Raw genomic sequence first — 14,240 nt, 5'->3', positions numbered from 1 at the left:
GGCACGTACTGACGAAAGGACACGCACGTGAAGCTCGCTTTCTCGACCCTCGGAGTGCCGGGGATGCCGGTCGCCGATGTCGTCCGGCTCGCCGCCGGGCACGGCTACCAGGGGGTGGAGCTGCGCGCCCACCCCGAGGAGCCGGTGCACCCGGGCATCACGGCGGACGAACGGGCCGCCGTGGTCCAGGAGTTCAAGGAGGGCGACGTCGAGATCCTGACCGTCGCCGGATACGTCCGGGCCGCCGCCGAGGGCGACGACGCGCCGGTGCTGGAGGAGCTCGCCGGGCTGGTGGACCTGGCGCACGACCTGGGTGCGCAGAACGTCCGGGTCTTCCCGGGCGGCGGAGGCCTGCCCGCCGCCGAGGCCGACGCGAACGCTGCCCGGCGGCTGGCCGCCGCCGCCGAGCACGCCGCCGACAAGGGCGTACGCATCCTGCTGGAGACCCATGACTCGCACCGGGGCGGCGCCGACGTCGCCCGGGTCGTCGGGACGGTCGGGCACCGGCAGGTGGGCGCGCTGTGGGACATCATGCACACCTGGCTGGCGGGCGAGGAGCCGGCCGCGAGCCAGGCGGTGCTGGCCCCGCACCTGGGATACGTACAGGTGAAGGACATCGCGTCGGCCGAGGACACCGAGCCGTTGGCGCTGGGGGCCGGGGTGCTGCCGCTGGGCGCCTGCCTGGACACGCTGGACCCGGACAGCTGGGTCTGCTGGGAGTACGAGAAGCGCTGGCACCCGGCCGCGGCGGAGCTGCCGGGGCTGCTGGACGCCGGACGGGAGCACCTGCTGCGGCTGGGCGCGACGCCCGGGCGGTAGCCCCCTGCGCCTCGCAGGGGCGGCAGCCCCTCGCACTCCGGGGGCCGTCCGGTCAAAGAGCATGTGGCGTCGGCGACTTGTCCGCCCCTGTCAGCCCCTCCCGGTACTGTCCGGGCCCATGGATGATGCCGTGAAGATCGTTGTCGAGCGCCAGTACGCCCCGGACCCCATCGACTACGAGCGCCTCGTCTCGCTGGTCGAATCCACCGGCGAACGCGTCGTACTCACCGAGAACGGCGTGCCGGTGAGTGTGCTGTTCCCGGCGGGGAGGGTGGCTGAGCTGGAGCACTGGGCCCGCGCCGACTGCCCCGTGCCCGGACCGATATCGCAGGGTGAGGACGAGGAAGAGGGACCGGACGAGGCGATGTGGGACATCGGCCGGCTTCGGGTCGAGCCGTTGGCCGACCCGCAGGAGTACGGCTCCTGCACCCGGTACGTGCGCGCCGACGGCAGGCGGGTGAGCTTCGCCCGGGGCGGGGCGGTGGTGGCCGTGCAGTTGGACGCCGGCGAGGTGGAGTGGCTCGAGAACAGAGCCATGCATGCGCGCCAGGGGTACATGAGCCCCAAGCAGGCAGCGGCATTCGAGGAGTTCCTGGCGCGACAGCCACCGGCCGGCGAGCTGTGAACCCGCGCTACCGGCCGGTCGCCACCGGCTGAGGATCGCCCGAGTCGGTGGCGCCCACACCGGGGTCGCTCACGCCAGGGTCGCCCGCGCCGGAGCCGCCCGTGCCAGCCGTACCAGTGGTGCCCGTATCCGCGTCGGGGTCGGCCTCCGGCCCCGCCACCGTCGTCAGCCGCGGCCGCCGCGCCCCCGCCAGCGAGGTCAGGGCGACCCCGCCGACCAGCAGCGCCGCCGCGCACCACCGCAGCGGGCTCACCGACTCGCCCAGCAGCAGCGCGGCCGAGGACATCCCGAAGACCGGGACGAGCAGGGTGAACGGGGCCACCGAGGAGGCCGGGTGGTGGCGCAGCAGGAAGCCCCAGGCGCCGAAGCCGAAGACGGTGGTGATCCAGGCGACGTAGACGATGATCCCGGCACCGCTCCAGTCCAGCGCGGCCAGCGCCTTGGCGTCGCGGTCCCAGCCCTCGAAGAGGAGCGAGAGACCGAGCAGCGGGAGCACGGGCACCGTCGAGACCCACACCATGAAGTTGAGCGAGTCGGGCGGGGCGGCCTTGCGGGTCAGTACGTTGGACACGCCCCAGCAGGCCGCCGCCGCGATCACCAGGACGAAGGCGAGCACGGGCCCGCCCGCCCCTTCGTCGACCGCGGCGACCCCGATGCCCGCGAGCGCCACCCCCATCCCCAGCACCCGTACCTTTCCCGGGCGTTCGCCCAGGGCGACGGCGGCGAAGAGGGCGGTGAAGACCGCTTGGACCTGGAGCACGAGGGAGGAGAGACCGGCGGGCATCCCCCGGTCCATGCCGATGAAGAGCAGGCCGAACTTCGCCACCCCGAGGACCAGCCCGACGCCCACGATCCACTTCCAGGCGACCTTGGGCCGGCCGACGAGGAAGACCGCGGGCAGCGCGGCGACCAGGAAGCGCAGGGCCGAGAAGAGCAGCGGCGGGAAGTGCCCGAGGCCGACCTCGATGACGACGAAATTGACACCCCAGACGGCGGCCACCAGGGCGGCCAGGGCGATGTGGAGGGGACGCATGCACCGAGGATCACCCGCACCGACCATGTAGCACCAGCGCGGATTCCTTCATGGTGAAATTGAGTATCGCTAATGAATCATGCGACTGATCAACTCGTGAATCACCGAGTCCGGGAGGTTCTGGTGCTCGATCTGGCCCGGCTGCGCGCCCTGCACGCCGTCTCCGTCCACGGCTCCGTCGCGGGCGCCGCCGCCGCGCTCGGCTACACCCCGTCGGCGGTCTCGCAGCAGATCACCAAGCTGGAGCGGGAGACCCGCACCACACTGCTGGAACGGCGCGGCCGCGGTGTCGCGCTGACCGAGGAGGCGCTCCATCTGGCCGCGACGGCCCAGCAGTTGCTGGCGATCGTGGAGCGCGCCGAGACGACGCTGGAGGAGCGCAGGGGGCTGCCGACCGGGCGGCTGTCGATCGGCGCGTTCGCGTCCGCGGCGCGCGGACTGCTGCCCGGGGTGCTGGCCGGGCTGGACCGGGAGCACCCGGCGCTGGAGGTCCGGATGACCGAGGTCGATCCGCATCTCTCGGTCGACCTGGTGGCCAAGGGCGTGATCGATCTGGCGGTCGCGCACGACTGGGACATCGCACCGCTGCCCGCCCCCGAGGGCGTGGCGCAGGCGGTGATCGGCGACGACCGCTGCGATCTGCTGGTGCCCGAGGGGCATCGCCTCGCCGGGCGGGACGCGGTGCGGCGCGAGGAGCTGGCGAAGGAACGGTGGATCTGCCAGCCGCCGGGGACGGTCTGCCACGACTGGCTCGTACGGACGTTGCGGGCGGCGGGCTGCGAGCCGGACATCCGGCACCAGGCGGAGGAGAACCACACCCAGCTGGCCCTGCTCGCCGCCGGCCTCGGCGTCGCGATGATCCCGCGCCTGGGGCGCGGGCAGCTGCCGCCGGGGGTGGTGGCGGTGCGGCTGGATCCCGTGCCGGTGCGACGGTTGTACGCGCTGTGGCGTACGGAGGCGGCCCGGCGGCCCGCGATCACGGCGGCGGTGTCCGCGCTGCGGGCCCACGGGGCCGCGGTGGGGCTGAGCTGAGGACGGCCTCCGACTTCCGGGAGGGGAGTGCGTCCGGTGCCACGCCGCACGGGCTCAAATCGGTCCGGACCCTTGACCGGAAGTTATTTTCTGGATATCCGTGCTCCTTGGAAGTTTCTTTCACGATTCTCGCCACCTCTCGTCCCCGAGTACGGCCGAAGGAGCTCACGTGCACCACCGCACCTCCAGACGCACCCTCCTCACCGCCACCGCCGCGACGGCCGTAGCCGCCGTCACGGGCGCGGTCCTCGCCCCCGGCGCGCTCGCCGCCCAGCGGTCCGCGAGCAGCGGACAGCACCATTCAGCCGCCACGACCAAGCGCCTCAAGCGGATCATCTCCGGGATGTCCCTGGAGGAGAAGGTCGGGCAGCTCTTCGTGATGCGGGTGTACGGGCACTCCGCCACCGACCCCGACCAGGCCGACATCGACGCCAACATGGCCGAGATCGGGGTCCGCACCGCCGCCGAGATGATCGACAGGTACCACGTCGGCGGGATCATCTACTTCACCTGGGCGCACAACACCCGCGACCCGCACCAGATCGCCGAACTCTCCAACGGCATCCAGCGCGCCGGTCTCGCCGGCCCCACTCCCCTGCCGCTCCTCGTCTCCACCGACCAGGAGCACGGCATCGTCTGCCGGGTCGGCGAGCCCGCCACCCTGATGCCGGGCGCGATGGCGCTGGGCGCGGGCGGTTCGCGCTCCGACGCCCGCCGGGCCGGGCAGATCGCGGGCGCCGAACTGGCCGCGATCGGCATCAACCAGAACTACGCCCCGGACGCCGACGTCAACGTCAACCCGGCCAACCCGGTGATCGGCGTACGCTCCTTCGGCTCCGACCCGCAGTCCGTGGCCGCCATGGTCGCCGCGCAGGTGAAGGGGTACCAGAGCAGCGGGATCGCCTCGACGGCCAAGCACTTCCCGGGCCACGGCGACACCAGCACCGACAGCCACACCGGACTGCCCGTCATCACCCACACCCGGGAGCAGTGGGCGGAGCTGGACGAGCCGCCGTTCCGGGCCGCGATCGCCGCGGGCATCGACTCGATCATGACCGCGCACATCGTGGTCCCGGCCCTGGACCCGGCCGAGGACCCGGCGACACTGTCCCGCCCGATCCTCACCGGCATCCTGCGCGAGGAGCTGGGCTACGACGGTGTCGTGGTGACCGACTCGCTCGGCATGGAGGGGGTGCGGACGAAGTACGGCGACGAGCGCGTGCCGGTCCTCGCCCTCCGGGCCGGCGTCGACCAGCTGCTCAACCCGCCGGACCTGAGCGTCTCCTGGAACGCCGTGCTGGAGGCCGTGAAGAGCGGCGAGATCAGCGAGGCCCGGATTGACGAATCGATCCTGCGCATCCTGCGGCTGAAGACGAAGCTCGGACTGTTCGACGACCCGTTCGTCAGCCGCGCGGGGGTGGACCGCACCGTGGGCACCCGGTCCCACCTCGCCGCCGCCGACCGGATCGCCGAGCGCACCACCACGCTGCTCGCCAACGAAGGCGCGGTGCTGCCGCTCTCCCGGCGCTCCCACCGCAACCTGCTCGTGGTCGGCGCCGATCCCGCCTCCCCGTCCGGCACCACCGGACCGCCGACCACCACCCTGGCCACCGCCTTCGGCGAACTGGGGTACGCGGCGACCGCGCTGTCCACCGGCACCGCACCCACCGCGGCGAAGACCGCCGAGGCGGTGGCCGCCGCGCAGGGCAAGGACGCGGTGGTCGTGGCGACGTACAACGTCTCGGCGACCAGCTCGCAGCGCACCCTGGTGAGCGCGCTGGCGGCGACCGGCGTCCCGGTGATCACGGTGGCGATCCGCAATCCGTACGACATCGCCCAGCTGGCCGGGACCGGGTTCGCCGCGAACCTGGCCACGTACTCCTGGACCGATGTCGAACTGCGGGCCGCCGCCCGGGTGATCGCGGGCCGGGCCGAACCGCAGGGCACCCTGCCGGTCCCGGTGCAGCGCGCGGACGACCCGTCGAAGGTGTTGCACCCGGTCGGTTACGGGCTGACGTACTAGCCGGAAAGCGCGGAGGGGCTGTGCGCCGCGCGCACAGCCCCTCCCCCTGCTCACGGAACCTGATCACGGAACCTGCCCGCGGAACCGTTACCGCCGCAGTTGGCGCTCGTTCATCACGTCCTGCCTGTCGAGCCGCGCGTCGAACTTCGCGAGCGGCTTCGCCTTCGCCGGGTCGTCCCGCACCGCGGCCGGGGCGACGCCCGCCCAGCGCAGGATCGCCGCGGTGGCCTTCGCGCTGTCGTTCTCGGCGAGCTTGGCCACGCTGGCACCGTGGTTGCCGCCGGGCTCGGTCATGACGTAGCTGTCACGGGAGCCCGCGCCGACCCGGAAGCGCTCCGCGCCCCACGGGTCGTTCTCGCCGTACACGTACAGCATCCGGTCGGCGTGGTGCTTCACCCAGTTGTCGACGTCGCGCATCACCGAGGGCTGGAACTTCATCGGGATGGAGCGCGGCACGAAGGTGCGCGGCGGCTGGTACCCGTACCGGCTGAGACCGCCGACCCACGGCTGGCGGATGTCGGGCGAACCGAGCTGGGTGCCCGCCTGGTAGTAGTACGGGGTGTACCGCTCCAGGCTCTGGTCGGTGTACGTGGAGAAGCCGGAGATCGAGTCGATGGAGTCCCAGATCACCTGGTCGGTGGCGGACCCGGCGTCGGCCGGGACGGTGTCGCAGTCGGACTCCAGGCTGTACTGCCAGTACGCCCAGACGTAGTCCATGACGACGGCCTCGTACGCCTTGTCGAGCGAGCCGGTGGTGTCGAAGGTGTAGCCGTTCGCGGCGGCGTACTCCTGGTACTTCTTCTCCAGCGGCTCGCGGCGGACCAGCGCTTCGCGCTGGACGCCGTTCAGCCTGTCGCGGCACTCCTTGGTGCCGACGTTGTCGAAGAACCGGTCGTAGGCCGAATCCTCCTTGTCCACCACGTCGTTGGGCGCGACGTAGGCGACGACGCCGTCCATGTCCCTGGGGTAGAAGCGCTCGAAGTAGGTGGCCGTCATGCCGCCCTTGGAGGCGCCGGTGGCCAGCCACTTCTCGGTGTAGATGGCCTTCAGCGCGGTGAAGACGCGGTGCTGGTCGCTGGCGGCCTGCCAGATGTCGAGCTCGGACCAGTCGGCGGGCGCCGGGCGGGACGGGGTGAAGAAGCGGTACTCCAGGGAGACCTGGTTGCCGTCGACGATCCGGGTCGGCTCGGCGCGGCCGGGGTTCGTGGAGACGTTGTATCCGCTGGTGGAGAAGACCGTCGGGCGGGAGGTGTCCTTGTGCAGCACGGTGATGCGCTGCTGGAAGGTGCCCTTGGACGGGTGCCGGTGGTCGACCGGCTGGCTGTAGTTGAGGACGAAGTAGCGGTAGCCCGCGTAGGGCTTCTCCTCGATGAGGCTCATCCCCGGAATGGCCAGGATGCGGTCCTTGATGTCCGTGCCGGTGCCGTTGTCCGCGGCGGGTCCGGTCCGGACCGTGGCCGGTTCCGCGGCGGTGGCCGCCCCGGCCGAGGCACCCGTCACGCCCACCGTGCCGATGAGCACCGCGAGCGACAGGAACCCTCTGAACGCCTTGCGCATACGCCCTCCCAGGAGTCACAACATTCGCCGTGAACCTAGCCGGGCAACACCCGTGCCGCCAGACCCGGTCGGCACCTCGTGCCCCGGGCCCGGGCCGGTCAGCAGAGAATCCAGCCCGTGGAGCCCGACTTACCCGAGATGGTGGCCGAGGCCCTGACGCACCGGTTCAGCGCATGGACCGTCACCGGACCGGCCTGCTTGGTGTACCGGCCCCGGTCGACGACGGGGCTGCCGCCGCGCGCCTGGAGCGTGACGGACATGGTGCGGCGCGGACCCGACTTCTTGGCCACCGCCGTCGCGCAGGCGTAGGAACGGTTCTTGTAGACGCGCAGCTCCCCGGTCTTGAACGCGACCGTCTTCGCGGGACGTCCGGCACAGACCGACGCCGCGTCGGCGCGGCCGGCCGAGGGACCGCCGAGCACCAGGCCGAGGGCGGTCACCAGCGGCAGGACCACCGAGCACACCAGCATCCGGCGGCCGGTACGACGCCCGCTTCGGCTTTCCCCTCCGCCGCCGCCCTCGTCGGGCAGCTCGACCTTCCCGGACTTACGCGTCCCTCTGACCACCAGCAACTCCACCATCAGTCGAACACTTACGCCCCTGTGCGCGTATACGCATACATGCGTACGACGCAGGAGGCCATCCGGAGGTTGCGTACGGCGCGCTCCGGTCCCCGGGCAACCGAATCGCCACAGCATGGCTCCAACAGGACAGAGCCATACGAAAGGCAGGAACTGTCATGCTTCAGCTCCGCACCGCACAGGGCCCCCGCGGCCGACGCCTCATCGGCCGGACCCTGCTCGCCTCCGCTCTCCTCACCGCCGCCGCCGTGGTCCCGGCAGCGGCGGCGGCCCCGCAGGCCCCGGTGACCGCGGCGGCCCCGGCACGCAGCGACATCGGCGCCCCCGCGTACCAGCAGGTCGCCCACTTCTACGGCGCCTACATCGACGCCGTCACGGCCGAGGACGGCGGCAGGCTCGCCACCGCCCTGCGGACCTTCTACCTGACCCCCCAGCTGCGCGACCGGCTCGGCACCTGGGAGCAGCGCAACCACGCGGACGGTGTGCTCCGCGCCCAGAACACCCCGCTCGCCTTCCGGGTCACCCCGGGCGACAGCGCCGCCGGCCACACCTGGTCGACGGTGCGGCTCACCTGGAGCGGCGGCAAGCACCCCACGTACTCGTACCTGACCGTCCGTTCGGACCTGCGGACCGGAAAGATCTCCGGCATCGGCCAGTGACCCGGCGGGCGGGCCCGCCGCTCACACCCCGGCGGGCTCGTCCTCCCCGATGAACGTGCGCCACAGCACGGCGTAGTGCCCTTCCCTGGCCAGGAGTTCGTCGTGCGTGCCGTCCTCGACGACCCGGCCGTGGTCCATCACCACGACCCGGTCGGCGCGGGCGGCCGTGGTCAGCCGGTGGGCGACGACCAGGGTGGTGCGGCGGCCGGTGAGCCGGTCGGTCGCCTGGTTGACCAGGGCCTCGCTGGCCAGGTCCAGCGAGGCGGTCGCCTCGTCGAGCAGCAGGACGTCCGGGTCGACGAGTTCGGCGCGGGCGAGCGCGATCAGCTGGCGCTGGCCGGCCGAGAGGTTGCGGCCCCGTTCGGCGACCTCGTGCAGATAGCCGCCGTCCAGGGTGGCGATCATGTCGTGGGCGCCGACCGCCCGCGCCGCCGCCTCCACCTCCGCGTCGGTGGCCTCGGGCCGCCCGTAGGCGATGGCGTCGCGGACCGTACCGGCGAAGAGGTACGCCTCCTGCGGTACGACACCGAGCCGGTGCCGGTACGCGGTGAGGTCCAGGCTGCGCAGATCGGTGCCGTCCGCCGTGACCCGGCCGCCCGTGGGGTCGTAGAACCGGGCGACGAGCTTGACGAGGGTGGACTTGCCCGCGCCGGTCTCGCCGACGAACGCGACCGTCTGGCCGGCCGGTATCCGCAGGTCGACCCCGACGAGGGCCTCCTCGGCGTCGTCGTCGGCGCCGTACGCGAAGGACACGCCCTCGAAGGCGATCTCGCCGCGCAGCGACAGCACGTCCAGCGGTTCGTCCGCGGTGTCGGTGGAGGTCGGCTCGCGCAGCAGCTCCTGGATGCGGCCGAGCGAGACGGTGGCCTGCTGGTAGCCGTCGAAGACCTGGGAGAGCTGCTGCACCGGGGCGAAGAACAGATCGATGTAGAGCAGGTACGCGACCAGCGCACCGGTGGTGAGCGTGCCGTTGTCGACCCGGCCCGCGCCGACGATCAGGACGGCGGCCGCGGCCACCGACGACAGCAGCTGCACGAACGGGAAGTAGACCGATATCAGCCACTGGCCCCGGACCCGGGCCTCGCGGTAGTGGTCGCTGCGCTCCGCGAACCGCCGGGTGCCGTCGTGCTCGCGGCGGAACGCCTGCACGATCCGCAGCCCGGAGACGGACTCCTGGAGGTCGGCGTTGACGACGCTGATCCGCTCACGGGCCAGCTCGTACGCCTTGACGCTCTTGCGGCGGAAGAAGAACGTGCCGACGACGAGCAGCGGCAGCGTCGCGAAGACCACGAGGGCCAGCTGTACGTCGAGGACCAGCAGCGCGACCATGATGCCGAAGAAGGTGACGACGGAGACGAAGGCGGTGACCAGACCGGTCTGCAGGAACGTCGACAGCGCGTCCACGTCCGTCGTCATCCGGGTCATGATCCGGCCGGTCAGCTCGCGCTCGTAGTAGTCCAGGCCGAGCCGCTGGAGCTGCGCGAAGATCTTCAGCCGCAGTGAGTACAGCACCCGTTCGCCGGTGCGGCCGGTCATCCGGGTCTCGCCGATCTGGGCGGCCCACTGCACGAGGACGACCACCAGGGCCAGCGCGGACGCCGCCCAGACCGCGCCGAGCGCGAGCTGCGAGACGCCCTGGTCGATGCCGTGCCGGATCAGCACCGGCAGCAGCAGACCGGCGCCCGCGTCGACCGCGACCAGCGCCAGGCTCACCAGCAGCGGCAGCCCGAAGCCGCGCAGCAGCCTGCGCAGCCCGTACGCGTCCTCGGCGGCAACGGCCCGTGCCTCGTCGATGTCGGGGGTGTCGGTGGCGGGCGGCAGGGCCTCGACCTGGGCGAGCAGTTCGGGGGTGGCGGGCATGCCGGCCGCGCCGGTGTCGCGCGGCTCCTCCTTGCGGACCCACAGGTGGGGGCTGATACCGCGCTCGGCGTCGAACTCGGCGTCCAGCTCCTCCTGGAGCGCGCGCTCGTCCTCGGGGGTGGTGTCGGCCGCGGCGGCCGCCGGCAGGTGTCCGGGCGAGGTGCCGCCCAGCTCGTCCGGGTCGGTGAGCAGCCGCCGGTAGAGCGGGGAACGGCGCTCCAGCTCCTCGTGGGTGCCGATGTCGGCGAGCCGGCCGTGCTCCAGGACGGCGATCCGGTCGGCGAGGCCGAGGGTGGAGCGGCGGTGGGCGATCAGCAGGGTGGTCCGCCCGGCCATCACCTGGCGCAGCGCCTCGTGGATCTCGTGCTCGACGCGGGCGTCGACGGCGGAGGTGGCGTCGTCGAGGAGGAGCAGCCGGGGGTCGGCGAGGATGGCGCGGGCGAGTGCGACGCGCTGGCGCTGGCCGCCGGAGAGGGTGAGCCCGTGCTCACCGACCTTGGTGTCGTAGCCCTCGGGCAGCTCCGCGATGAAGCGGTCGGCCTGGGCGGCGCGGGCCGCCTCCTCGATCTGCTCCTGGGTGGCGTCCGGGAATCCGTAGGCGATGTTGGCGCGGACGGTGTCGGAGAACAGGAAGCTGTCCTCCGGTACGAGACCGATGGCGGCGCGCAGCGACTCGTGGGTCAGTTCGCGGACGTCGTGGCCGCCGACCAGTACGGCGCCGTGCGTCACGTCGTAGAAGCGGGGCAGCAGCAGCGAGACGGTGGACTTGCCGCTGCCGGACGCGCCGACGACGGCGACGGTCTCGCCGGGCTCGATGGTCAGCGAGAACCCGTCGAGGACGGGGCGCTCGGCGTCGTAGCCGAACCGTACGTCGTCGAACTCGACGCTCGCGGGGGCGTCCGCCGGGAGGTCCTTGGTGCCGTCCTTCATGGTCGGCTCGGTGTCGATCAGTTCGAGTACGCGCTCGACACCGGCCCTGGCCTGCTGTCCGACGGTGAGGACCATGGCGAGCATCCGGACCGGTCCGACGAGCTGGGCGAGATAGGTGGAGAACGCCACGAACGTACCGAGGGTGATCTCGCCCCGAGTGGCGAGCCAGCCGCCGAGGGCCAGCATCGCGACCTGGCCGAGCGCGGGGACCGCCTGGAGGGCGGGGGTGTAGCGCGAGTTCAGCCGGATGGTCCGCAGCCGCCCGGCGAACAGCTTCCGCCCCACCTCGCGCAGCTTGCCGGTCTCCTGCTCCTCCTGCCCGAACCCCTTGACGACCCGGACCCCGGAGACGGCCCCGTCGACCACTCCGGCGACCGCGGCGGCCTGCCCCTGGGCGTACCAGGTGGCGGGGAAGAGCCGGTTGCGGGAGCGGCGGGCGATGAACCAGAGGGCGGGGGCCACGGCGATGGCGACCAGGGTGAGCAGCGGCGAGAGCCACGCCATGATCACCAGGGAGATGAGGAAGAGCAGCACGTTCCCGATGGTCATCGGGAGCATGAACAGGAGCCCCTGGATCAGCTGGAGGTCGCTGGTGGCGCGGCCGACGACCTGGCCGGTGGACAGCTCGTCCTGCCGCTTCCCGTCGAGCCGGGTGATCGTCCCGTACATCTCGGTACGGAGATCGTGCTGCACGTCGAGGGCGAGCCGGCCGCCGTAGTACCGGCGGATGTACGTGGCTATGTACACGAGCGCGGCGGCGGCTATGAGGAGCCCGGTCCAGACGGCGAGGGACCGGGTGTGGCCGACCACGACGTCGTCGATGATCACCTTGGTGATCAGCGGGACGAGGGCCATCACCGCCATGCCCGCGAGCGACGAGCCGAGCGCCAGCAGCACATTGCGCCGGTAGCGCCATGCGTACCCGCACAGCCGCCGGGCCCACCCCGGGGTCTGCGCCGCGCCCTGTACGTCCCCTGCGTCCGTCACCGGTGCCTCCCGTTCGACCTGGTCTACCGGAAGGCACCAACGCGGTGGGCAGCGGATTTCATCCCGCTGTCACAAAGACGGGGCCGAAGACGGGGCTATTGGCGTAGGGGGGTGCGACGGTCGGCGTAGGACCGGCCCGCGACCGACTGCGTCAACCATGCGCGCCCCGCCCACTCGTCCTGCTGACTTCATTGGCACCTCAAGCGTGACATACGCTGCTCTGTATATACGTTGCTTTGCATGGATGATCTTTTCATCGTCGAGATCGAGCCGGAGGTCCGTCTGTGGCTGACCAACCTCTCCACGGCCGACTGAACGCACGGAGCACGCCGTCGGCCGGCTTGCGCGGAGCGCGACCACGCTGAGCGAGCCGCACTCACGACACCTGGGCGACGGTGTGCGGGAGTTGCGGTTCGATCTGGGGCGCAGCCGCGAAGCCGTACGGATCTCGTACTGGCTGGCGCCCGAACGCCGCATCGTGCTGCTGGCCGTCTTCCGCAAGACGCGGCAGCGCGAGAATGCCGAGGTCGTCCGTGCCAGGCGGGCGAAGGCCATCTGCGAAGCGGAACACAAACCGGTACATGACGTGTTCACCCGCGACGTCCAGGAAGGAAGAGCACGTGGTCAGTCACGCAGAGTGGAAGCTCGCCCGGGACCGGAAGGTCGCAGAGAGCATCTCGGAGGGGGAGGACGACGCCGAGAGCGCCGAGCGCGTGCGGCGGCGCCAGGAGCTCGACCTGGCCTGGGATCTCGGGCAAGCCGTCTACGACCGCCGCACCGAGCTCGGCATCGCACAGACGGAACTGGCGCGGCGCGCCAGAATGACCCAGCCGCAGGTCTCCAAGCTGGAACTGGGCGGCACCATGCCCACGGTTCCGCTCCTCGCCCGCCTGGCGCGGGCCATGGACTCCACGTTCAGCATGGAGCTGGACGGCGACACGATGCGGGTGGCGTTCACCGCGCACGCGGGTTCCGGGGCGTCGGAGGCGGGCGCTGGGACGGACGTCGAGGCAGGCGCTGAGGCGGACGGCGGGGCGGGCCCGGCGGCTGCCGAGGCCCGCGCGGCCCACGGCTGAGCGGGGCCTCGGCTGAGCGGGGCCTCGGTGCGGGTCGGGGCCGGCCCGGCCCCGACCCGCCGGCGCCGGTCCCTACGCCCGCGGCGTCGCGGTGAGCATCCGTACGGCCGGTGCCTCCGGCACCGCGGGCACCGCTTCCTGCGGGGCGGCGGGCGGGGCGATGGTCGAGGTCGTCTTCGCGGCGACGGCCGGGTTGAGGTCCTTGTGCACGGCGCGGGCGACGGCCTGAATGGTGTTGATGCCGTCGTTCATCGTCTTGTTGTCCTGGGTGAGCACGGTGATCCCGTAGTCGTGCCCCTTGCCGGTGAAGGCGCCGATGCTGTGCACCCGCCAACCGTGGGTGGCGCGCGGCAGCCAGCCGTTCTTGACCTGCACGGTCACCCCGGACGGGGCTCCGGCGGGCGTGCCCCAGCGCTGCGAGGAGACGACCTTGCGCATCAGACCCAGTTCGTAGGAGCGCGCGTTGTCGCTCAGCACGGAGTTCTTGGCCGTCAGCAGGGTCAGCAGCCGAAGCTCGTCCTGGGCGGTGATCTGGGTCAGCCCCCAGTAGCCACCGGAGCCCGGCACGGTGTGCGTCATCCCGGCGGCCTTGAGGAACGCCTTGACCTTGGTCACCCCGAGCTGCTTCCACAGGCTGGTGGTCGCGTTGTTGTCGGACTTGGTGATCATGGCGGTGGCGAGGTTGATCTCGCGCTGGGTGAGGTAGCGGTTGTGCTTCTTGTTGTCCCAGAGCAGCGTCGCCAGCACGGTCGCCTTCACGACGCTGGCGGAGTCGTACTTCGTCGTCGCCCGCAGGGTGCAGTTGGTCTTGGTCTTGCGGTCGTAGAGCGCCACGGCCGTCGTGGACTTCCGGCCCTTGAGCGCGGCGGTGATGTCCTTCGACAGCTTGGCGGCCAGTCCCGCCTTCGCGGACGTGCAGCTCACCGTCGGCGTCGCCGCCGCGGCGGGCGCGGCGCCGAGTGCCACGGGTGCGAGCACGCCCGCGGCGAGCGCGACGGAGAGCGCGGCCTTGGCGCGACGGGATATGCAGGGCTGTTCTTTCATGCGGCTGGTCCCCC

General features: G+C 71.8%; 11 protein-coding genes and 1 pseudogene. 7 read left to right on the top strand and 5 right to left on the bottom strand.

Annotation, left to right across the window (positions count from 1 at the left end; genetic code table 11):
• Window positions 1–27 precede the first annotated feature (27 nt).
• Window positions 28–819, top strand: coding sequence for a sugar phosphate isomerase/epimerase family protein (locus tag OHA19_RS26135; protein WP_405712825.1), 792 nt, complete (start codon window positions 28–30; stop codon window positions 817–819).
• Window positions 820–937: 118 nt separating this feature from the next.
• Complete coding sequence (locus OHA19_RS26130) at window positions 938–1,444, top strand: type II toxin-antitoxin system Phd/YefM family antitoxin (RefSeq protein WP_405751835.1); 507 nt, start codon at window positions 938–940, stop codon at window positions 1,442–1,444.
• Between the two features lie 7 nt (window positions 1,445–1,451).
• On the opposite strand, the gene OHA19_RS26125 is transcribed toward OHA19_RS26130, so the two are convergent.
• The gene (locus OHA19_RS26125; RefSeq protein WP_405712829.1) at window positions 1,452–2,477 is read right to left on the bottom strand and encodes an EamA family transporter; all 1,026 of its coding nucleotides are present in this window, start codon (window positions 2,475–2,477) and stop codon (window positions 1,452–1,454) included.
• A gap of 123 nt (window positions 2,478–2,600) precedes the next feature.
• On the opposite strand from OHA19_RS26125, the gene OHA19_RS26120 reads away from it, so the two are divergent.
• On the top strand, window positions 2,601–3,509 hold the full coding sequence (locus OHA19_RS26120; protein WP_405753315.1) for a LysR family transcriptional regulator: 909 nt from the start codon (window positions 2,601–2,603) through the stop codon (window positions 3,507–3,509).
• A 169-nt stretch (window positions 3,510–3,678) separates the two neighbouring features.
• Window positions 3,679–5,532, top strand: a complete 1,854-nt coding sequence (locus tag OHA19_RS26115; RefSeq protein WP_405751832.1) for a glycoside hydrolase family 3 protein — start codon at window positions 3,679–3,681, stop codon at window positions 5,530–5,532.
• Window positions 5,533–5,619: 87 nt separating this feature from the next.
• Here the strand turns inward: OHA19_RS26115 and OHA19_RS26110 are convergent, their stop codons facing one another.
• Window positions 5,620–7,089 carry a S28 family serine protease gene (locus tag OHA19_RS26110; protein ID WP_405712832.1) on the bottom strand — a complete coding sequence of 490 codons (1,470 nt, stop codon included), beginning with the start codon at window positions 7,087–7,089 and terminating at the stop codon, window positions 5,620–5,622.
• 98 nt (window positions 7,090–7,187) lie between these two features.
• Window positions 7,188–7,559, bottom strand: coding sequence for a hypothetical protein (locus tag OHA19_RS26105; protein ID WP_405753313.1), 372 nt, complete (start codon window positions 7,557–7,559; stop codon window positions 7,188–7,190).
• Between the two features lie 269 nt (window positions 7,560–7,828).
• Between OHA19_RS26105 and OHA19_RS26100 the strand changes: the two genes are divergently transcribed.
• Complete coding sequence (locus tag OHA19_RS26100) at window positions 7,829–8,329, top strand: hypothetical protein (RefSeq protein ID WP_405712834.1); 501 nt, start codon at window positions 7,829–7,831, stop codon at window positions 8,327–8,329.
• A 21-nt stretch (window positions 8,330–8,350) separates the two neighbouring features.
• Here OHA19_RS26100 and OHA19_RS26095 read toward each other — a convergent pair whose 3' ends face one another.
• Window positions 8,351–12,106 carry an ABC transporter ATP-binding protein gene (locus OHA19_RS26095; protein ID WP_405712836.1) on the bottom strand — a complete coding sequence of 1,252 codons (3,756 nt, stop codon included), beginning with the start codon at window positions 12,104–12,106 and terminating at the stop codon, window positions 8,351–8,353.
• 240 nt (window positions 12,107–12,346) lie between these two features.
• Between OHA19_RS26095 and OHA19_RS26090 the strand changes: the two are divergent.
• Window positions 12,347–12,713, top strand: a pseudogene (locus OHA19_RS26090) (type II toxin-antitoxin system RelE/ParE family toxin); the annotation flags it as partial.
• A 13-nt stretch (window positions 12,714–12,726) separates the two neighbouring features.
• Entirely contained in the window at window positions 12,727–13,182 is a 456-nt protein-coding gene (locus OHA19_RS26085; RefSeq protein WP_405712837.1) for a helix-turn-helix domain-containing protein, read from the top strand.
• A 72-nt stretch (window positions 13,183–13,254) separates the two neighbouring features.
• On the opposite strand, the gene OHA19_RS26080 is transcribed toward OHA19_RS26085, so the two are convergent.
• On the bottom strand, window positions 13,255–14,226 hold the full coding sequence (locus tag OHA19_RS26080) for a serine hydrolase (RefSeq protein WP_405751829.1): 972 nt from the start codon (window positions 14,224–14,226) through the stop codon (window positions 13,255–13,257).
• Window positions 14,227–14,240 lie beyond the last annotated feature (14 nt).

The organism is Streptomyces sp. NBC_00012 (assembly GCF_045040875.1).
Classification (GTDB): Bacteria; Actinomycetota; Actinomycetes; order Streptomycetales; family Streptomycetaceae; genus Streptomyces.
Note: the sequence above shows the minus strand (reverse complement) of the source record. Positions and strands in the feature narration are given on the sequence as shown.